Genomic DNA, 20524 nt, shown 5'->3' with positions numbered 1-20524 from the left:
GCGCGCATAATATTTTTTTATATTTGTTTGCCAACAAAATGTTAAAAAAATCTAATAAGCCCCAATTAAACCTTAATTAACATGAAGAAAACTATTTTAATACTTATTACCTTTATTTCTTTTACTGCAATTGGACAAATAAGAGTTGGTAAAGCAATTTTACCATATGAGGAAAATTTTGCAGATACAGATTTAAAATTAAACGGAGCAGGAATGAGAGAAATGCTTTGGATAGATTTGTATGCTGGTGGATTATATCTACAAGGTAAAAGTAAAGATCCTAAGATGATCTTAGAATCTGATAAAACGATGGCTATAAAATTAAATATAGTTTCTGGTTTTGTAACACAAAAGAAAATGATCAAAGCAGTGCGAGATGGTTTTCACAAAGCTACCTTTGGTAATACGAAACCTCTAGATAAAAGGATTAATCAGTTTATTAAATTTTTTTCCGAACCTATAGTTAAGAATGATATTTTCGACATAGTTTATATAAAAGATGTTGGAGTAAAAGCTTTTAAAAACGGGAAAGAATTAGGTGTCATAAAAGGTCGTGATTTTAAGTATGCTTTGTTTAAAATATGGCTTGGAGATGAACCTGCAAGTGAAGGTATAAAAAAAGGGATGTTAGGTATCCAATAACGTAGTTCTATTAATATATAAGCTATCTGCAGAGCTGCAGATAGCTTTTCTAGTCTTAATTTCACTAATCAAATTATCAATTTATCATGAACATTTTCAAAACACTTTTTACACTATCACTATTGATTTCTAGTATTGCTAGTGCACAACAAGAAATTGTAGGTGAATGGAAAACTATCGATGATACTACAGGAAAACCAAAATCTATAGTAGAGATTTACAAAGAAGGAGACAAATTCTATGGTAAAATCAAAAGAATATTGAAAGAAGAAGATAGAAGTAAATTATGTATTGAATGTAATGGGGAAGAACATAATCAACCAATAGAAGGTATGGTTATAATCAATGAATTAGAAAAAGACGGGAATGAATACGAAGATGGTACTATCTTAGATCCAGAAAACGGAAAGGTGTATCGTTGTAAAATATGGGTCGATGAAGATAACCCTAAAGTATTAAATGTAAGAGGGTATATTGCCTTTTTATACAGGACTCAAAAGTGGTTAAAAGTATAGTTTTTCATAGCAGTTTTAGAGAGGAGTGAAAAATTTAACACTTTTTAACGTTAGTTTTTGGCGTTTTATAGAACTAAACGTATAATTAAACTTTAAAAAAACTAAACCATGAATAAAATAATTACCCTAATAGTTGCATTGACATTCAGTTCAATAGCATCTGCCCAAGTTAGAATTGGAGATATTGTAGTCCCTGAGAAAGTGAATTTTGATGGAGAAGAGTTAGTGTTTAATGGTGGTGGTATGAGAAAAGTGCTGTCATTTAAAACTTACGCAGGTACTTTATATACGCAACAAAAGTATAATGAAGATAAAAAAGTATTAGAATCTGATGAAACAATGGCTATTCGATTAAATATTGCTTCTAAAAAGGTTACTAATGAAAGAATGATAAAAGTATTCAGAAAAGGTTTTGATGATGCTATGTTTGGAAATACTCAAAGTCTAGATGTAAGAATCGAAGATTTTCTTAAGTTATTTGATTCTCCAATGAAGATTAATGATTTTTATGATTTAGTGTATCTAAAAGGAAAAGGAATCAAAACATATAAAAACGGAGAAGAACTAGGTTTTATTAAAGGCCGTGATTTTAAGTACGCTTTATTTAAAATATGGCTTGGAAATGAACCAGCATGCGAAATAATTAAAGGAGGAATGCTGGGAGAAACGAAATAAAAATAGATTTTTATAAAATACGAAAATAGCCTGATCAAATCATGATCAGGCTATTTTCGTATTTTATGAGAGTAGACTTTATTTATTTTATTTCTATGTTAGAATAGCGTAAATATGTAATAAAGTAACTAAAAATGACTTCTAGACATATTATTTGACTTTCTAGAGACTAAACTTGTATTTTTGTAAGCTAGAAACTGTTTAGTCTATTTTTTCTTTATACCTCGTTAATGTCATACTTTATAGATGTAATTCTTCCTATACCACTCGATAAAGAGTTTACTTATAGTATAAATAGTAGTGAAGCAGCTTTTGTAAAGCCAGGTATGAGAGTAGCAGTTCAATTTGGAAAAAGTAAAATTTATGCTGCTCTGGTTACTGTAGTGCATCAAACACCTCCTATTGTTTATGAAGCAAAAGAGATAGAACATATTTTAGACGAATCTCCTATTGTTACAAAGGATCAACTAAAGCTTTGGTCTTGGATTTCTAGTTATTATATGTGTACTAAAGGAGAAGTGATGAGAGCTGCCTTACCAAGCGCTTTCTTGCTCGAAAGTGAAACTATTGTTCTTAAAAACGAGAACAATACGGTAGATGAACTTCTTTTAAAAGATGATGAATTCTTAGTCTTTGAGGCATTACAATATCAAAGTTTACTTAGAATTCAGGAAATAATGAATATTGTAAGTAAGAAAAATGTACTTCCGGTTATAAAAAGATTACTAGAAAAGGAAGTAATTACTGTACAAGAAGAGATTTATGAGCAATATAAACCAAAGATTGTTAGATATATTAAACTTCGTCAAGAGTATAAAGAAGAAGAAGCTTTAAAATTATTACTTGATTCGCTTACTCGGGCTCCAAAGCAACGAGAAGTATTGATGCAATTATTTACTTTAGAAGCTCAAACTTCAAAACCGATTAAAGTAACTGAACTTGTTAAAAAATCAAATAGCTCCAGTGCAGTTATAAAGACTTTAATTGATAAAAATATTCTAGAAGAGTATCATGTTCAAACCGATAGAGTGCATTATGAAGCCGATATTCAGTACGAAAGTAAAAAGCTTAATGAATATCAAGATATAGCCTTTAAGGAGATAAAAGAGTCTTTTAATACAAAAGATGTTTGTTTGTTACACGGTGTTACTTCTTCCGGAAAAACAGAGATATATGTAAAACTTATAGAGGAAACTATTAAACAAGGTAGACAGGTTTTGTATTTATTGCCAGAAATAGGTTTGACAACTCAGCTTATTAGTAGGTTGCAACAATATTTTGGAGAAAAACTTACTGTGTATCATTCTAAGTATTCTGTAAACGAAAGAGTAGAGGCATGGAATAATGTCAAAGGTGCTAAATCAAAGGCTCAAATAGTTATTGGAGCCAGATCAGCTATATTTCTGCCATTTACAAACCTGGGTCTCATTATTGTTGATGAAGAGCACGAAAGTACCTTTAAACAATATGACCCTGCACCGAGATATCATGCAAGAGACACTGCTATTGTATTAGGCCATATGTTTAAGGCAAAAGTGCTATTGGGGTCTGCTACACCTTCATTAGAAACCTATTATAATGCGATAAAGAATAAATTTGGTTTAGTAAAACTGACTAGAAGGTTTGGTAATGTTCTTATGCCAGATATCAATTTAGTCGATGTAAAGACGAAATATAAGAAGAAACAAATGACAGGGCATTTTAGTGATACACTATTAGAAGGAATTCAAGATGCTTTGAGAGAAAAAGAACAGGTTATTCTTTTTCAAAATAGAAGAGGATATTCTCCTGTTGTAGAATGTAACACATGTGGGCATTCTCCACAATGTCCAAACTGTGATGTTAGTCTTACCTATCATAATCATAGAAATCAATTAAGGTGTCATTATTGTGGTTATAATATGGCAATGTTGTTGCAATGTATGGCTTGTAATAGTACAGAACTACAGACTAAAGGTTTTGGGACAGAACAGATAGAAAAAGAGCTCAAAGAACTTTTTCCTGATTATAAGATAGGTCGTATGGATCAAGATACTACCAGGGGGAAATATGGTTATGAAAAGATCATAAATAGTTTTGAACAAGGAGAAATTGATATTTTAGTTGGTACGCAAATGTTGTCAAAAGGTTTGGATTTTAGAAATGTAACTCTTGTTGGTATAATGAATGCAGACAATTTGCTTAATTTTCCAGATTTTAGAGCACATGAGCGTAGTTTTCAATTGATGCAACAAGTTGCAGGACGAGCCGGAAGAACAAAGAAAAGAGGAAAGGTTTTAATTCAAACATATAATCCGTATCATCAAATTCTTCAACAAGTATCAATAAATGACTTTCAGGGGATGTATAAAGATCAAATAGAAGAACGACATCAATACAAGTATCCTCCTTTTTTTAGAATCATAAAAATTACAGGAAAACATAAAGACTACAATAAAGTCAATAGTGCAATAGACTGGCTTGCACGTTCTCTTAGAAATTCATTTCATGAAAATGTTTTAGGACCAGAATTTCCTCCAATATCACGAATAAGAAATCAATATCATAAAAATATATTGATTAAAATACCACAAAAACAATCTTTAGCAAAAACTAAAGACATTATAAAAAAGATACATACTTCTTTTGCAACTATAAAAGAGTTTTCAGGAGTAAGAATTATTATAAATGTAGATAATTACTAGTTGTTTAGCGCTTCTATTAAAGAATGTTTTTTATGTCTACTAAGAGGTATTTTTTCGTCTGCAATTTCTATATTACGACTATTGTAGCGTTCAACTTTGTCAAGGTTAACTATATAAGACTTGTGTATTCTTAAGAATCGATCACTTGGTAATTGTGCTTCAAAAGATTTCATAGTAGCTAAAACTACAATTGGATCTCCTTCTTCCATAATAAGTTTTACGTAATCACCTAACGCCTCAACATATTTTAATTGACTAAGAAAAATTTTCCTTTTCTTTAAATTACTTTTCACGAATATATAATCATCATCCTCTACAACTGCACTTTCAGTCCCTAAACGAGACATGCTTAATGCCTTTTCTACTGCCGCGTTGAAACGATCCTTTTTTAATGGTTTTCTTAAGTAATCTACTGCATCATAATCAAAAGCTTTAAAAGCGTATTTTGTTTTTCCTGTAACAAAAATGATATGAGGTTTGTTTTCTAAATCATCTAAAAGGTCAAAACCAGTAAGTATTGGCATTTCAATATCCAGAAATAAAAGATCTACTTGAGTATCTAATAATCCATTCTTAGTCTCAATAGCATTATTCCATTCTGCCACTAATTCTAGCGAAGAATGTTCATCTATTAGTTTGACTATAGCGAGTCTTTGAAGGCGAGAGTCATCTACTACCGCACATTTTAATTGAGATTGTTCCACTTGTGTAGTGTTATATATTCTATTTACAATATTAATGAATATAAATTATTCCAACAAACAATTTGGGTTTTTTGTCGATAAAAGTTAGTGTTTCATCGAGCTAGTAGCCTTGTTTATGAATAGTGTTTTGTCTTGGTTAATCGGTATAACTCCCTATTTTACAGCTGTTTTTAAGCTTAGCTGTTACGTGTTGTCAATCAATCTATTTAACAAAATTAAGAACAAAATACTTGCATTATGTAATTAGAATTTTGTTCAAACCGATTACATATAATTTAAAATGTCCTTTAATTCCTGTTTTTTTTGTCGACTAATAGGTATCGTTTCGTTTTTGATTTCCATATATCTAGTCGTAAAGTTTTCGATTTTTTCTAGATTAACAATAAATGATCTGTGTGCTCTAAAGAATTTTTTATTAGGAAGTAATGATTCTAAATATGTCATGGTCCCTGTAATTACTAATGAATTGTTTCCTTCTAAATGAACTTTTGCAAAGTCTCCCATAGCAGAAATATATAAAATATCATTCAGATACACTTTATGCTGTTTTGTGCCACTTTTAATAAATATTGAAGGAAAATATGTATTAGGCTCTATGTTCGACTTTGAATTATAAACTTGTAAAACTTTTTCTATTGCTGTTCCAAAACGATTTGATCTTAATGGTTTTTTTAAAAAATCGATAGCGTGATAATCAAATGCTTTATGAGCATATTTTGATTTTCCAGTAACAATAACAACATGTGGTTTGTTTTCTAAGTCATCAAGAAATTTAAAACCATTTAATACAGGCATTTCTATATCAAGAAATAAAACATCTGCTTTTACGTCAAGTAAAGCATTTTTGGCTTCAATAGCATTGTTCCATACTCCAACAAGCTCTAATTGACAATATTTTTTAATTTGATTTGTAATTGCTAAACGTTGTGTAGGGGAGTCATCAACAACGGCACATTTTATTTGAGGCTTTTTCATTGTATTTGGTTTTATGATAATACAATAGTAATGACATTTTTGTTTAAAACATGACTAAAAGTGTATTTTATCGATGAATTGTGCTTTATAACGATGAATTGAATACCTTTGAAGATTTTGCAGTGCTAAAGTATAGAACTCTTTTACGTATCATTTTGAATATTACAAAAAATAACATTACTTTTGCAGCCAATTTTTAATTTAAAATAGATTTTTATGAATCATTACGAAACTGTTTTCATCTTGAATCCCGTTTTATCTGATGACCAGATAAAGGAAACAGTTAAGAAATACGAAGACATTCTTGTTTCTAACGGTGCCAAGATGATATCCAAAGAGGATTGGGGGCTTAAAAAGCTTGCTTATGCAATCCAACACAAAAAAAGTGGTTTTTATCACTTATTTGAATACCAGGTACCTGGTGAAGTAATCAACGCATTAGAAGTTGAGTACAGAAGAGATGAAAGAGTAATGCGTTACCTTACTGTACGTTTGGATAAACACGCTATTGCTTGGGCAGAGAAAAGAAGAAATAGAAACAAACAAAAAGCTTAAGATATGTCATCTATAGAACAACAAGCTAAAGGAAAAAAAGACGGAGAGATCAGATATCTTACTCCTCTTAATATAGATACTACTAAAAACAAAAAGTATTGTCGTTTCAAAAAATCTGGTATTAAATATATTGATTATAAAGATCCAGATTTCTTAATAGCATTTGTAAATGAACAAGGTAAATTGTTACCTCGTCGTCTTACAGGAACTTCATTAAAATATCAACGTAAAGTTAGTGTTGCTGTAAAAAGAGCAAGACATTTAGCTTTAATGCCATACGTTGGTGATTTATTAAAATAAAATTCGTCATAACACTATGGAACTTATATTAAAGAGAGACGTCGAGAATCTAGGATTTGCAGACGATGTAGTAGAAGTGAAAAATGGTTATGGACGTAACTATTTAATCCCACAAGGTGCTGCTGTTTTAGCTACTCCTTCTGCGAAAAAAGTATTAGCTGAGACTTTAAAACAAAGAGCTTTTAAAGAAAAGAAGGAAGTAGAAGATGCAGAAAAAGTTGCAAAAAAACTTGGTTCATTCGAGTTTAAAATTGCTGCTAAAGTAGGATCTGGAGACAAATTATTTGGATCTATTTCTAACGCAGATGTTTCTGAAGCTTTTGGTAAAGAAGGTGTTGAGTTAGAAAAGAAATTTATAACTGTACCTGGTGGAACTATCAAACGTTTAGGACAATATGAAGCGTCTGTTCGTCTTCATAGACAAGTAGTTGTTCCTGTTGCTTTTGAAGTTATTCCTCAGAAATAATTAATAAATGGTTAATAACTAGTTATCATACGGTTAATAACTGTTTTATAATATAAAAGAAAATCGCTCATTCGAGCGATTTTTTTATTTTACTTTATATACACAATTCATTATTCACATAAATTTACAAATTCAATGAAAAAAATTTTCATGGCAATTTTTGTATTGACTTGTATTATTAGTAATGCTCAAGTCACTACCTCTAATATTTCTGGTGTCGTTTATGATTTAGAAAAACAATTATTACCAGGGGCAAATATCACAGCACTTCATGAACCTACAGGAACAAGTTATGGTGGGACAACTAATTTTGACGGACGGTTCGATTTAATTAACTTAAGAGTTGGTGGACCTTATACCATTTCAATAAGCTATGTTGGGTTTAAAAAACATGTTATAAATGATGTTTTTTTGCAATTGGGACAAACTTTCAATGCAGAGATAATATTACAAGAGGATGATAATCAACTCGAAGAAGTTATTATTACATCAAATAAAAGCACAACTTTTAGTAGTGAAAGAACAGGAGCAGAAACTAGTATTGGTAGTAGAGAATTAAAATCGCTGCCCACAATTACTAGGTCAGCAGCTGATTTTTACAGATTAGAGCCTACCGCATCCAGTAATGGTTCTTTTGGAGGAAGAAATGACCAGTTTAATAATTTTAGTTTAGATGGATCTATTTTTAATAATCCATTTGGGTTAGATGCAGCAACACCAGGTGGACAAACAAATGCCCAGCCAATCTCATTAGATGCAATTGATCAAATACAAGTGGCTACAGCTCCTTATGATGTGACTCAAGCAGGATTTACAGGAGCATCGGTAAATGCTGTAACTAAAAGTGGTACGAATCGATGGAAAGGTACTGTTTATGGGTTTTATCGTAATCAGGATATGACAGGTGATAAAGTTGGAGATGATGATATAATTGTTCCAGATCTAACACAAGCGCAATATGGAGTAAGTGTAGGAGGGCCTATTATTAAGAATAAACTTTTCATCTTTGGAAATTTTGAAAAAGATGATCGTGAAGATTTAGGTTCAAATTTTTTAGCCGCTAGACCAGGATTAACAGGAGCAAATGTATCTAGAGTATCTGCTGAAGATTTAGATTTTGTATCAGAGCAATTAAGAACATTAGGATATGAAACAGGTGCATACGAAGGGTATACTCATGATACCGAGTCTACCAAGGGTCTTCTTAAATTAGATTGGAATATAAATGATAATCATAGAATGGCTATAGTGTATAATTTTTTAAATGCGTCTAGAGATTTACCAGCAAATAGAGAAGCAATAGGTAGAAGGGGACCAGACTTAACTACGTTGCAATTTAGAAACTCAGGATATCAAATCAATAATAAGATTAGTTCATTTTTAGTTGAATTAAATTCTAATTTTGGAGGAAATATATCTAATAAATTTCAGGCAGGTTATACTTCTTTTGATGACAGTCGAGATCCTTTTTCTACACCAGCACCACCAATTAATATTCAGCAAGAAGGAGTTCGATATATAGTAGCTGGGCACGAGCCTTTTTCAATTAATAATAATTTGAAACAAAAAGTATATCAGATTACAAATAACTTAAATATTGTAACGGGAAATCATACAATTACTTTAGGTGCTAGTTTCGAGAGATTTGAATTCGATAATTCTTTTAATCTTGGGGTGTATGATTTAGCAGCAAATCCTGCAGCTGGTCAAGGTCCTGTAAGTACATTTTTTGATGCTTTTCAGAGTGTGAGGATTGATCCAACTAATCCAGGTACAAGTTTTGAAGATGCTGTTAATAATGGAACTATAGCCGCTGCATTAGCAAATGCTCAAAACGTTTTTGATACTAACAATGCTTCAGGAAATTGGGCTTTGGCAGAAACAAATGTTGGTCAACTTGCCTTTTATGCTCAGGATAAATGGAAAATGAACGATAAGTTTACGCTAACTTATGGTTTAAGAATCGATCAGCCACTGTATTTTGACACCGTTGATAAGATCGCAGAAAATATTGAAAGAGGAGCAGGGGGAACGTTCCCAGATGGTAATTACCAGCCAGGAATCACGTATTTTGATCAAAACGGTAGTCCAACACAATTAAATAGTTTGGATTTACCAACAAGAAGGTTATTAGTGTCTCCTAGACTTGGTTTTAATTATGATGTTAAAGGAGATAAAACTTTTCAAATAAGAGGGGGGACAGGTATTTTTACAGGGCGTTTACCTTTTGTTTGGATAGGAAACCAGGTGGCAAATCCAAATTTCTTTTTTTATACAACTTCAGCTCCTGATTTTCAGTTTCCACAGGTATTTAGAAATAGTTTGGGAATCGATTATAGATTTAAAAATGGTATAGTAGCATCAACAGATGTAATTTATACAGAGGATATCAATGCTCAAATGGTAAGAAATTTTGGTTTAGGAACTCCTACTGGTACACTCACTGGAGCTGATAATAGGGTTATTTATCAACTTTCTGATAGAGCAGTAAATGAATTTGGAGGTCCAACAAACGCATATGTTTTTACAAATACTAATGTAGGGTATTCTTTTAATTGGTCTTTTAAACTACAAAAGAATTTTAGCAATGGTATATTTGCCAGTGTTGCCTATAATTACTTAGAAGCTGAAGATGCAAGTTCTCTAGATGCAGAAATTTCTAGTGATGCATTTGATAGAAATCCGGCTTTAGGTAATGTGAACCAGGCTGTTAGTTCAACAGCACGATATGGAGATAAACATAGAATTGTAGGGCAACTTAATAAATCCTTTAGCTATGGTAAAAATAAACAATGGAGAACCTCTGTAGGTGCTTTTTATGAATATGCACAAGGTGGAAGGTTCTCATATACATACTCTGGTGATATAAACGGAGACGGTTCGCCACTTAATGATTTGATTTATATTCCTACACAAGCCGATTTGGCAACATTTAATTTTAGTGGAACGGCCGCAGAACAACAAACACAAAGACAGGCGTATGAAGCATATATTCAGCAAGATGAATATTTAAGTGGACGTAGAGGTAGTTATGCAGAAAAGTATGCTATTTTAAGTCCTTGGAGAGGAAGATGGGATGTTAAATTTCTACAAGATTATGATATACAAGTGGGAGAACGAACCAACACGATTCAATTAAGTTTGGATATTCTAAATTTTGGAAACTTATTAAGTTCTGATTGGGGAGTAATAGAAATCCCTGTTAATGATCAACCTATTGGAGTTTCTTTTGATGCAGTAGCAGACCCAGGAAGAACAAATCCAATCTATACTTTTGACCCGTCACAAACTAAAACATTTGCAAATGATTTTAGTCTTGATTCAAGATGGCAAGCACAAGTTGGATTACGATATATATTTAATTAATTGGGCAAATTTTGTAATTGATTTAATAAAATCCATCGCTATGGTTGTAGCGATGGATTTTTTATATCTGGAAATTTAATTTTGGATTAGTCTGTAAATTAATAATGCTGTACGTTTTGTAAGCGCCTCAAAAGTTGTTAAATCTAAAGATTCTTTGGGTGTATGGGCTCCTTTACCCATGGTACCAAGCCCATCTAGACAATCTACATAATCAGCAACAAAAGAAGTGTCGGCAGCTCCTCTTTTTCCGGGATCGTAAGCTTGTACTTCTCCTTGATCAAGATCGTTACTAACAGCATTTAATATTTTTAATAATTTGAGATTTCCTGCCGTAGGTTGCATAGCGGGATAACTATCTGTAAAACTTATTTTTGCTGAAGTATGAGGTAAGTTTTTTTCGACAATGGCACTCATTTTTAATCGAGTATTTTCTTTTTGTTCTTCTGATATAAAACGTAATCCTCCTTTTACTATAACTGTTTGCGCTACAACATTGTTCTTACCAAAAGCTTCTCCTTTATTTAATTCTTTATTAAAATCAATATCAGTTCCGCCTAAAATTACCCCGGGATTAAAGGTTAAAAATTCTTCTCCTTTAACTTCTGTATAAAAAGAGTTTAAAATTCTTGAGGCTTCAAAAATTGCTCCGGCTCCAATATTTTCATTAAAAATACCTGAAGAATGGGCTCTTTTTCCTTTAACTTCAAGTTTCCATCCAGAAGACCCTCTTCGAGCAACAGTGGCATAATTAAATCCTGTTGACGTTTCAAAACCTAGCGCGATGTCATTGTTTTTTGCAGCTTCGATTAAATCTTTTCGGCTAATGTCTAATGGCTGTCCAGTACTTTCTTCGTCCCCTGTAAATGCAATAGTTATTTGAGCATTTTCTAATAAATTACTTTCGTGTAATGCCTTTAACGCATATAATACAATTACATTACCCCCTTTCATGTCGTTTACTCCAGGACCATAAGCAGTATCTCCTTCAATTTTAAATTGTTGAAAAGGACTGTCTTTTTCAAAAACAGTGTCTAGATGACCAATGAGCAATATTTTTTTTCCTTTTGTACCCTTTGTTTTAGCAAATAAATGTCCAGCACGATTTACTTTTTTAGGCATTTCTATCCATTTCGTATCCAGCCCAATATTGTCGAATTCCTTTTTAAAAACATTTCCGACTTCTTTAACACCTAAATGATTCATGGTGCCACTGTTAAGATTTACTACTTTTTCTAAAAATAATAGTGCAGATTTATGATTAGTTTCTACAGATATGATGATGTTCTTTTCAATGTTAGATAATTTTTGAGCCTGCATAGTATTTATTAGAAAAAATAAAAAGATGTATAAGATCGAAATTTTAATTGATCTAGTCATAATTAAGAAAGTATTGCGTGTAAAATATAAAGATAAGAACTTTAAAGTGCAAAGATCATTGGTTTTCAATGTAAACCTTAATAAGAACCTCTTAATTGTTTTATGAATCCTGATTTTATAGTTATTTTTGCGGTCAATTTTTTTAGAAAATGAAATACGCTAGATTAACAAAAGAACAGTTAGAAGAACTACATGTAGAGTTTATTAATTTCTTAGCTACTCAATCTATTACTGCAGATGAATGGAGTGATATTAAAGCTAATAAACCAGATGTAGCAGAAGAAGAGATTGATATTTTTAGTGATTTAGTTTGGGAAAAAGTATTAGACAATGCCCAATATCTTGAGCATTTTTCTAAAGATCAAATTCATTTGTTTGAACTTAAGGATAATGAAATGCTTCTGATTGCTATCAAAATTAATAATGAAGAGATAGATGTCACTACACAGGCAGGGTATGACTGGTTGCGTGATAATTTATTGAATGACGAAGTCGTATTTTATAATGCCTCTAAGGCATATAGTGATGATAAAAATCTTGATAAATTTACACTAATACAAAAAGGAGCTTCTATTACAAAAGGTGAATTATTCAATTATTTTGCCAAATTAGTCGAAGATTGAAAAGAATAATTAATGTTATTATTCGTACCTAAGCGATTCAATAGGATCTTGATTAGCTGCTTTTACAGCCGGATACAATCCAGAAACTACTGCAGTCAAAAATGAGGTAACCACGGCTGCTACAATAGCAAGCCAAGGAATGGTAAATTCAAAATTTGATATAGATGCAGCAAGACTACCAACTGCAATACCCAGAATTATACCTATAAGACCTCCAAATTGCCCTATGATAACAGTTTCTAAAAAAAACTGACCAGAAATAGTATGTTTTTTAGCGCCTAGTGCTTTACGAACCCCTATTTCTCGAGTACGCTCTGTTACCGATACAAGCATAATGTTCATTAATGCTATCGAGGATCCAAAAACTGTAATAATACTTATAATCCATGCTGCGTAATAGAGGTACGAAGTAATGTTTGATATTCTGTTGATAAGATCATCACTACGTTCTAAACCAAAATTGTTTTCTTCAACAGGACTAAGTCCTCTGATATTTCTAAATGTAACTATGGCTTCATCTTGGGCACCTTCTAAGAATTGTTTATCATCAACTTTAACACTGATGTTATAATTTATATTTGGTAAGGTAAATATAGACCGTGCTAGTTGTAAAGGAATTAATACCTTCAAATCTTGATTATTTCTAAAAGTCGCTCCTTTACTTTCTAGAAGTCCAATTACTTTAAATTTCACACCGCGAATGCTAATTGTCTTTCCTATCGGATTTGTGTTTTTAAATAAGTTTTTTGTAAAATCAGAACCTATTAAACAGACATGATTGTTATTCTGGATATCGAAAAACGTAAAGTTTCGGCCTTTATCAATTTCTGTACCCGTGTTTTCAAGATAATTCTCGTTAACACCAAGAACAGAAGCCTCAGGATCTGTTTTTTCATTTTCATATTTTACTTCAGCTCCTCTGGTTCCTGTAAAGGATACTGATGTTTTTGAAAACGGATATTGAAATTTGTCATTAAATGCTCTTACATTTCTATAGTTAATAATAGGATTTATTTTTTCTCTATCCCTATTATTACGAGTATTAAACTCATACCGTTGTAGGTTAAACGTATTTGCTCCCATAGAGGCAAAGTCACCTGTTATAGTTTTTTCTAATGCGCCTAAAAATGTTAAGATACCTACTAATGCAGTTATACCTATTGCTATAATTAAAATCGTAAGAATGGTTCTTAATACTTGCCCTTTTATAGAGTCCATTGCAATACGAATATTTTCTCTAAGAAGTGAAAACATAGTAGGTGTATAAAATGTGTTTTTAGTATATGACTACAAAAAGTAATTAAAGTTACTTAAAAAACTAGATTTTTTGTGTTTAGAAGAAATGACTTTGTAGTTTTTTTAGATATTTGCAGCCCTAATGGTTTTTAATTTTTATTGTTCTGATTTAAGTTTTTGATAATCAGCAGTTCAATTAAAAACCTTTAAATTAAAAAGAATACAATGGCACAAAAACCTTCAATACCAAAAGGAACTAGAGATTTTTCACCTATCGAGGTAGCAAAAAGACATTATATTATTGATACCATAAAGGAGCAGTTTCAATTGTTTGGTTTTCATCCAATAGAGACTCCGAGTTTTGAAAATAGCGATACCCTTATGGGCAAATATGGCGAAGAAGGTGATCGATTAATTTTTAAAATATTAAATAGTGGTGATTATTTAAAGAAAGTTGATGATGCATTGTACGATAGTAAGGATAGTACAAAAATGACGAGTAAAATTAGTGAAAAAGCTTTACGCTATGATCTAACCGTACCTTTTGCACGTTATGTTGTACAACATCAAAATGAAATTGACTTTCCTTTTAAGCGATATCAAATCCAGCCTGTATGGCGTGCCGATAGACCCCAAAAAGGTAGGTTTAGAGAATTTTTTCAATGTGATGCAGATGTAGTTGGAAGTAAGTCTCTATGGCAAGAAGTAGACTTTATTCAATTATATGATAGCGTTTTTTCAAAACTGAAGCTTGATGGAGTTACCATCAAGATGAATAATAGAAAAATATTATCCGGTATAGCAGAAGTTATTGGAGCCAGTGATAAACTAATAGATTTTACTGTTGCTCTTGATAAGCTTGATAAAATAGGAGAAGAAGGAGTTAAGAAAGAGATGTTGTCTAAAGGGATTTCTGAAGATGCAATAACTAAAGTACAACCACTTTTTAATTTTGAAGGAAATGCAACAGAAAAAATTAATAAATTAAAAGATTTATTAAATTCTTCTGAAGAAGGTATGCAAGGCGTAAAAGAATTAGAGTTTATCGTAAAAGCTATTCAAACAATTCCTCTACAATGCGCTACTTTGGACTTAGATGTTACTTTGGCAAGAGGCTTAAATTATTATACCGGAGCTATCTTTGAAGTTGCGGCTCCCGAAAACGTAAAAATGGGATCCATCGGTGGTGGTGGACGTTATGATGATCTTACAGGTATTTTTGGATTAAAAAATGTGAGTGGAGTAGGAGTTTCTTTTGGATTAGATAGGATTTATTTAGTACTGGAAGAATTAGATTTATTTCCTGAAACAGTGGCACCAGTAACAAAGGCGTTGTTTATTAATTTTGGTGAAGCCGAAGCATTATATTCTTTAAAAGCAATTAATAAATTAAGACAAGAAGGGATATTAGCAGAGTTATATCCAGATGCGACTAAAATGAAAAAGCAAATGAATTACGCTAATAAAAAAGGTGCGAAATACGTTATACTTGCGGGTGATTCTGAATTAAAGAATGAAACGTTTACTGTCAAGAACATGGAGTTGGGTACCCAAAACGAAATGAATTTTGATGAATTAAAAGCACTGTTGTAATAAAAAATTATTAATTTAATACTTTCAAGCTAAACCTTATCGTTATAGATAGATATTTTTAGATAGCTATTTATTATTTTAAAATTTAAATTATGAAAAAGAACATTTTTGCTACTTTTTTGTGCTTAATGTTGGTGATAGTCGTTTCATGTAAGAAAGACCCTAAATCGGATAAAGTTGACATTGTTGAAACCGCTGTAGATTCTACTGCTATTGCTGCAGAAGAAGCATTAAAAGAAAAAGCAATATCTCAAAAGAAAAAAAAATCAACAAAGAAAAAAAGTTCTAAAAAGAGCGGAACTAAAAAAAATAAGAAAAGCACCAAACTTGTTCGAATCCCTGGTACGTCTGCTAGTACAAAGAATGCCGACGTTCAAAAGTATATAAGGGATTATGAGAAGTATATGTCAAATTATAAAAAAGCTGTCGAAGCAAGTGATATGGACTCTTTTCTTAAGTTAAATTCTGCAAGTAATAGTCTTACAAAACAGTATGATTTGCTTATAAATAAGCTACCTGGTGAAGAAATAGAGAAGTTAAGTCAATATATGCAGGTAAAATCAAAACAAATGAATGCGTTATCAGCTCAGATGTAGTCCTAAAAAAATATAATATAAAAAAACCATCTTAAATCTAGATTTAAGATGGTTTTTTTATAAAGATTTATTCATAAAATCGTATAATTTGACCGTTCGTTTTTCCCTCTACACTTCTTGCATAAGCGTTAACTACTTTATTCATTGGTACAGGATTATGTCCAGGAAAGTAATCCTTGTATTTTTCATAGGCATCTTCTACCATTCCTAAAGAAACAACATTAACACGTATTCCGTTTTCTACCTCCAAAGCTACAGCTTGTACAAAACTATGGATACCTCCATTTACCATTGCAGCACTAGTAGTTTTGACAACAGGATCATCAGCCAGAATACCAGTAGAAAGGGTTATCGACCCATTTGGATTTAAATAATGTTGACCTATGCGAACAATATTGACTTGTCCCATTAGTTTACTTCTTAAACCAATATAATAATCTTCTTCGGTTAATTCATTAAAATTAGCCCATTTCGCTTCTCCTGCGATACACAGTATAGCGTCTACCTTACCAAGCTTTTCAAACATTGCCGCTATAGAGTCACTATTGGCAATATCGACATTTACATCACCGTTACTTCTTCCTGCGATAATAATTTCGTGTTTTTTTGCAAAATATGATGAGACTTTTTTACCTATGGTACCGTTTCCCCCAATGATTAGTATTTTCATATGATTTTTTAAATATTAGGTTGTTAAATAAGAGTTTTGTCAAAAAAAAAGAGAACCTAAGTTAATCATTACATCTGGATTTTATTTGGTAGAATTAGTATTATTATCAAAACAGAAATTGTGACTGGTTTTCAAAGGAATAAGTGTAGTAAAAAAAATATTTTTAAAAAAAATATCAAAATATTTTGTTAATTTACGGTTTTACCGTAAATTTGTTCCAGTCAAAATTGCAAAAGGGGATAACCCTTAACGTAAACATATAGATTTAATCGGTGCAGCCCTAACCTGCACCTTTTTTTATTTTTGATTGGTAATGAACTACCCAGATTTAATAGTACTGGATAGTTCATTTTTTTTATATTATCTGTTATATAAAAGTAAAGGAGGCAATGAGAAAGATAAGACTACTAATTAATTATAATCATTTTACGTGTCCCTACTATCTTACCATTTATTATTAATGAGTAAAAGTAAACCCCAGGATTTAGATTCTCCTTTTTAAGTGAAACTTCGTGCTGATCTTTTCTTATCGGGATAGTTAATATTTTTTGTCCTTTACTATTAGCGACCAAAAGTTCTCCACTTTTATAAGTACCAATATCAGGAATTTTAATAACTGTTTTGTCTGAAAAAGGATTAGGGCTATTAGATAATTCGGTATATGGTTTTTTAACTGAGCTTTTGATATCCTGAGTATTTTTAGCCAATAAAGGTACTAGCGACCGATTATTTCTATTCCATAACGATCCCCCAAAGCCTCCTGTTCCTGCAGTTCTTGAAAGTTGATTGATATTGTTGACTCTTAAAGTAAGGTTTCCATGATTATTAATATTTCCTTTTGGGACATCTGCCCAAGTAAGATTAATTGTATTTCCAGAACGGGATCCTATCGCAATGTTAGACCATGTTGGTATTCCTGAACTAAAATTACGTTCGCCATACCATACTACAATAGAGCCGATTTGTCTTATATAATAAAAACCATTATCATTTCCTCGCCACCTTCCAGTTAAGGTGCTGTTAGATTGAAAACCTGCAACTCTACTACCTGGTAGATTAGAAGGTCTCGTTTCTTTTGACCAGCTTGATCCACCAAAATTAGAACCAGAAAGTTTATAAATTACAGATTCGCTTACATTAGTTTCTAGTATGAGTTTTCCTCTTCCTTGAAATCGACCTTTAGGAACATCATAAAATTCACCGTGAATTTGAGTTCCGTTAACTTCTCCTATAAAAACATTGGCCCAGTTACCCGAGGGGTGTTCTCCAAACCAATATATATTTTTTCCGACCTGTCTAACATAATAATGACCATTGTCATTACCCTCAAAATAACCATTCAAGTTTGAAGCTGAGGGATTGTAAGCTATTACGTTAAATTTTGCATTTGCAGGGATTGGTTGTGTGTCCTCATTATATAATGTCCATTTACTGCCGTTATACCATGCTCCAACTTCATGAGGATTATAAGGACCACTAGTTCCCCAGTTATTGGTTACAAAAACAAAAGCTCCGGGCTTATTGTTACTTTGAGAATTATCCAAAATTGTGATATGACTGTTTCCAGCAGATGAAGCTGTGTGTACGTAGGTTCTGGAATTGTTGATAAGGATATTAAATTTTGCTCCTACAGGCATGCTTGCAAAATCTTGATTAAAGATCCTCCACTTCCCGCTAGCATAATATACACCCAAGGAATGGGGGTTATAAGTTCCTGTCCAATGCTGTGTTAATATAATTTTAGCATCTGGTCTATTATTAGTAGTTGGATGGTCAATGGTAGTAATATGGCTATTAGTGTTAGAAGAAGTGGCTGAATGCACAAAAGCTCTTCTTGGAGAATCTGGCCCTACGAGGATATTAAATTTCGTATTATTTGTCATAGCACTTCTGTCTTGGTTGAAAATTTTCCATTTACCACCAGAATAATAGACACCAATAGGAGAAGTGTGATATGGACCAGAACCATAATCATGAGTAACAAATACTTTTGCATTCGGTTTTCCGTTAGTTGTAGGATTGTCTATCGTGGTAGTGTTACCACTAATATTTGATGTGGTGGCAATGTGTTTGAATATATCAGGTTGGCTCCATCCATTATATCCAAAACATAAGATCATAAAAACTAGATAACGAGTCCAGTCTATAAATGTGTTAATTCTTGTTTTTTTTGTTTTCATAATATTGTAAGTTTTAAAAGTTAAAATAATTACCCCCTTTACTATTGTATTAAGATCTACTTGTTTTAGTAAGTGCGTTACTTAATATGTTTATGATATTTGCAGTGTTACTAAATGTTATTCAGAATTGGTTTCAAACCATATTTTTAAATGTCTAGGTTTAGGGTTTTGATTATGACAATAGCCATTGAAATCAACCAATGAATTAGGGATACGATGTTTACTCTGATTACCATTGGATTCAGATAGAGGGAATACTACTTACATAGGGTTTTAATGCAAGTATTTATTTGATTTTTTTGTTCTAAGTGATATACCTACATTTTACCTTTTTTTATGTTCGAAATGCACACAAAAAAACCGTTTTCAAATCAATGTTTGAAAACGGGGTTGATATATGATGTAGGTAATAAGTGGTTGACGTTAAGTGAATTAAATATAATAATCTAGAGGAAATAAAAACTAAATAAATTGTTAAATATTGATAGTTACTAGTAATCATTGATGATTCTATCGTAACAAAATTTACAGTAACAGTCTTTTACCTAATCGATTCTGGGGTATATAACCCTCTATTGATAACATTATAATGAATAAGACTAGTCGATAAATCAATCCACCTTTCTTTTCAAACCTAATATAAAGCCTATAATACATAGACCATATAGAAATAGACATGCTACAGATAATAAGCCATATAATATAAAAGCAGCTCTGCCACTTATCGAATCAATATAACGATATACTATTAATGGTATCTCTAGAGTGTGAAACACAAATATTCCAATACTCGCAGATATACTAATGTCAAGAATGGGTATAATCTCATCAGTCATTATGTAATCGTAAAGCAGTAATATCACTGCGATCAGAACAAATAGAATATTGTATGCATAAAGTAATCTATGAAATTCAACAAAAAAACCATCCGTCGTCACCAATTGGGTACCACAAATGCAAATAAAGAGTAGTATTAATACTCGTAAAAACCCTTTTATCCACCGGATATGTGTTTGTTGTTCTATAAAATAGATGTAGAACAAGCCACTTATAATAGTGTAAACATTATATACCCATACATTGGTCGAAAAAAATCCATTTTTTAAGTTAACTAATAAGGGGATATGTTCTATGTAATAAGGCATCAGACCAAATACATATTCAACAAAAACTGTCAACCATAAAAAATAGACTAAATAACGTATAGATCGTTTAGTAACACGACGTTTTCTGATGTAAAGCGTTCCAGCGATAGCTGCTAAAAGCTCCAAGGTAAGAATAGAAATTAAAAACCACATAATGACTTATAAAATTAGGCTAATTATGGGGTAATAATTGATAGCATTATAACGAGAAGTAAAGATAAA

The 20524-nt window shown here is 31.7% G+C and carries 17 protein-coding genes; 11 read left to right on the top strand and 6 right to left on the bottom strand.

Features of this window, described 5'->3' with window-relative positions:
- The first annotated feature begins 81 nt into the window (after nucleotides 1–81).
- The 4 genes from D1816_RS06535 to priA all read left to right on the top strand — a co-directional run bounded on the left by D1816_RS06535 (nucleotide 82) and on the right by priA (nucleotide 4516).
- A complete protein-coding gene (locus tag D1816_RS06535) occupies nucleotides 82–642 on the top strand; it encodes a chalcone isomerase family protein (protein WP_118501712.1) in 561 nt (186 codons plus the stop codon).
- A gap of 86 nt (nucleotides 643–728) precedes the next feature.
- Complete coding sequence (locus tag D1816_RS06530; RefSeq protein ID WP_118501710.1) at nucleotides 729–1157, top strand: DUF2147 domain-containing protein; 429 nt, start codon at nucleotides 729–731, stop codon at nucleotides 1155–1157.
- 108 nt (nucleotides 1158–1265) lie between these two features.
- Nucleotides 1266–1832, top strand: coding sequence for a chalcone isomerase family protein (locus D1816_RS06525; RefSeq protein WP_066308927.1), 567 nt, complete (start codon nucleotides 1266–1268; stop codon nucleotides 1830–1832).
- 230 nt (nucleotides 1833–2062) lie between these two features.
- The gene (priA, locus tag D1816_RS06520) at nucleotides 2063–4516 is read left to right on the top strand and encodes a primosomal protein N' (protein WP_118501708.1); all 2454 of its coding nucleotides are present in this window, start codon (nucleotides 2063–2065) and stop codon (nucleotides 4514–4516) included.
- Here the strand turns inward: priA and D1816_RS06515 are convergent.
- Together D1816_RS06515 and D1816_RS06510 are read right to left on the bottom strand one after the other, a co-directional pair.
- Nucleotides 4513–5220, bottom strand: coding sequence for a LytTR family DNA-binding domain-containing protein (locus tag D1816_RS06515; protein WP_066308929.1), 708 nt, complete (start codon nucleotides 5218–5220; stop codon nucleotides 4513–4515). The genes priA and D1816_RS06515 overlap by 4 nt on opposite strands.
- Nucleotides 5221–5484: 264 nt before the next feature.
- On the bottom strand, nucleotides 5485–6195 hold the full coding sequence (locus tag D1816_RS06510; protein WP_118501706.1) for a LytTR family DNA-binding domain-containing protein: 711 nt from the start codon (nucleotides 6193–6195) through the stop codon (nucleotides 5485–5487).
- A gap of 216 nt (nucleotides 6196–6411) precedes the next feature.
- On the opposite strand from D1816_RS06510, the gene rpsF reads away from it, so the two are divergent.
- The 4 genes from rpsF (at nucleotide 6412) to D1816_RS06490 (ending at nucleotide 10882) form a co-directional block, all read left to right on the top strand.
- On the top strand, nucleotides 6412–6750 hold the full coding sequence (rpsF, locus tag D1816_RS06505) for a 30S ribosomal protein S6 (RefSeq protein ID WP_066308934.1): 339 nt from the start codon (nucleotides 6412–6414) through the stop codon (nucleotides 6748–6750).
- 3 nt (nucleotides 6751–6753) lie between these two features.
- Complete coding sequence (rpsR, locus tag D1816_RS06500) at nucleotides 6754–7050, top strand: 30S ribosomal protein S18 (RefSeq protein ID WP_066308935.1); 297 nt, start codon at nucleotides 6754–6756, stop codon at nucleotides 7048–7050.
- A 16-nt stretch (nucleotides 7051–7066) separates the two neighbouring features.
- A complete protein-coding gene (rplI, locus tag D1816_RS06495; protein WP_066308938.1) occupies nucleotides 7067–7516 on the top strand; it encodes a 50S ribosomal protein L9 in 450 nt (149 codons plus the stop codon).
- A 135-nt stretch (nucleotides 7517–7651) separates the two neighbouring features.
- On the top strand, nucleotides 7652–10882 hold the full coding sequence (locus D1816_RS06490) for a TonB-dependent receptor (RefSeq protein ID WP_118501704.1): 3231 nt from the start codon (nucleotides 7652–7654) through the stop codon (nucleotides 10880–10882).
- A gap of 75 nt (nucleotides 10883–10957) precedes the next feature.
- Here the strand turns inward: D1816_RS06490 and D1816_RS06485 are convergent, their stop codons facing one another.
- Nucleotides 10958–12199: a M20/M25/M40 family metallo-hydrolase gene (locus D1816_RS06485; RefSeq protein WP_233565306.1), complete on the bottom strand. Its 1242-nt coding sequence runs from the start codon at nucleotides 12197–12199 to the stop codon at nucleotides 10958–10960.
- Between the two features lie 209 nt (nucleotides 12200–12408).
- Here D1816_RS06485 and D1816_RS06480 point away from each other — a divergent pair, with 209 nt between their 5' ends.
- Nucleotides 12409–12882 (top strand): DUF6495 family protein, encoded by a 474-nt coding sequence (locus tag D1816_RS06480; protein ID WP_118501700.1) that lies wholly within the window; start codon nucleotides 12409–12411, stop codon nucleotides 12880–12882.
- A gap of 18 nt (nucleotides 12883–12900) precedes the next feature.
- Here D1816_RS06480 and D1816_RS06475 read toward each other — a convergent pair whose 3' ends face one another.
- Entirely contained in the window at nucleotides 12901–14136 is a 1236-nt protein-coding gene (locus D1816_RS06475; RefSeq protein ID WP_066308950.1) for an ABC transporter permease, read from the bottom strand.
- A gap of 207 nt (nucleotides 14137–14343) precedes the next feature.
- Here D1816_RS06475 and hisS point away from each other — a divergent pair, with 207 nt between their 5' ends.
- Entirely contained in the window at nucleotides 14344–15711 is a 1368-nt protein-coding gene (gene hisS / locus D1816_RS06470; protein ID WP_118501698.1) for a histidine--tRNA ligase, read from the top strand.
- A 92-nt stretch (nucleotides 15712–15803) separates the two neighbouring features.
- The gene (locus D1816_RS06465) at nucleotides 15804–16307 is read left to right on the top strand and encodes a hypothetical protein (RefSeq protein ID WP_120702457.1); all 504 of its coding nucleotides are present in this window, start codon (nucleotides 15804–15806) and stop codon (nucleotides 16305–16307) included.
- A gap of 67 nt (nucleotides 16308–16374) precedes the next feature.
- On the opposite strand, the gene D1816_RS06460 is transcribed toward D1816_RS06465, so the two are convergent.
- Both D1816_RS06460 and D1816_RS25970 read right to left on the bottom strand, forming a co-directional pair.
- Nucleotides 16375–16977 carry a short chain dehydrogenase gene (locus D1816_RS06460; protein WP_066308955.1) on the bottom strand — a complete coding sequence of 201 codons (603 nt, stop codon included), beginning with the start codon at nucleotides 16975–16977 and terminating at the stop codon, nucleotides 16375–16377.
- Nucleotides 16978–17384: 407 nt separating this feature from the next.
- Nucleotides 17385–19157, bottom strand: a complete 1773-nt coding sequence (locus D1816_RS25970) for a hypothetical protein (RefSeq protein ID WP_199729968.1) — start codon at nucleotides 19155–19157, stop codon at nucleotides 17385–17387.
- Nucleotides 19158–20524 lie beyond the last annotated feature (1367 nt).

It is taken from the genome of Aquimarina sp. AD10 (genome assembly GCF_003443715.1).
Lineage (GTDB): Bacteria > Bacteroidota > Bacteroidia > Flavobacteriales > Flavobacteriaceae > Aquimarina > Aquimarina aggregata.
The sequence above is the reverse complement of the archived record's forward strand: the minus strand, read 5'-3'. Positions and strand labels throughout refer to the sequence as shown.

Coding starts and splice junctions, on each gene's coding strand:
- D1816_RS06510 (WP_118501706.1), bottom strand. CDS start 6,195: ATGAAAAAGCCTCAAATAAAATGTGCCGTTGTTGATGACTCCCCTACA.
- priA (WP_118501708.1), top strand. CDS start 2,063: ATGTCATACTTTATAGATGTAATTCTTCCTATACCACTCGATAAAGAG.
- D1816_RS25970 (WP_199729968.1), bottom strand. CDS start 19,157: ATGAAAACAAAAAAAACAAGAATTAACACATTTATAGACTGGACTCGT.
- rpsR (WP_066308935.1), top strand. CDS start 6,754: ATGTCATCTATAGAACAACAAGCTAAAGGAAAAAAAGACGGAGAGATC.
- D1816_RS06465 (WP_120702457.1), top strand. CDS start 15,804: ATGAAAAAGAACATTTTTGCTACTTTTTTGTGCTTAATGTTGGTGATA.
- D1816_RS06525 (WP_066308927.1), top strand. CDS start 1,266: ATGAATAAAATAATTACCCTAATAGTTGCATTGACATTCAGTTCAATA.
- hisS (WP_118501698.1), top strand. CDS start 14,344: ATGGCACAAAAACCTTCAATACCAAAAGGAACTAGAGATTTTTCACCT.
- rplI (WP_066308938.1), top strand. CDS start 7,067: ATGGAACTTATATTAAAGAGAGACGTCGAGAATCTAGGATTTGCAGAC.
- D1816_RS06535 (WP_118501712.1), top strand. CDS start 82: ATGAAGAAAACTATTTTAATACTTATTACCTTTATTTCTTTTACTGCA.
- D1816_RS06485 (WP_233565306.1), bottom strand. CDS start 12,199: ATGCAGGCTCAAAAATTATCTAACATTGAAAAGAACATCATCATATCT.
- rpsF (WP_066308934.1), top strand. CDS start 6,412: ATGAATCATTACGAAACTGTTTTCATCTTGAATCCCGTTTTATCTGAT.
- D1816_RS06480 (WP_118501700.1), top strand. CDS start 12,409: ATGAAATACGCTAGATTAACAAAAGAACAGTTAGAAGAACTACATGTA.
- D1816_RS06475 (WP_066308950.1), bottom strand. CDS start 14,136: ATGTTTTCACTTCTTAGAGAAAATATTCGTATTGCAATGGACTCTATA.
- D1816_RS06490 (WP_118501704.1), top strand. CDS start 7,652: ATGAAAAAAATTTTCATGGCAATTTTTGTATTGACTTGTATTATTAGT.
- D1816_RS06460 (WP_066308955.1), bottom strand. CDS start 16,977: ATGAAAATACTAATCATTGGGGGAAACGGTACCATAGGTAAAAAAGTC.
- D1816_RS06530 (WP_118501710.1), top strand. CDS start 729: ATGAACATTTTCAAAACACTTTTTACACTATCACTATTGATTTCTAGT.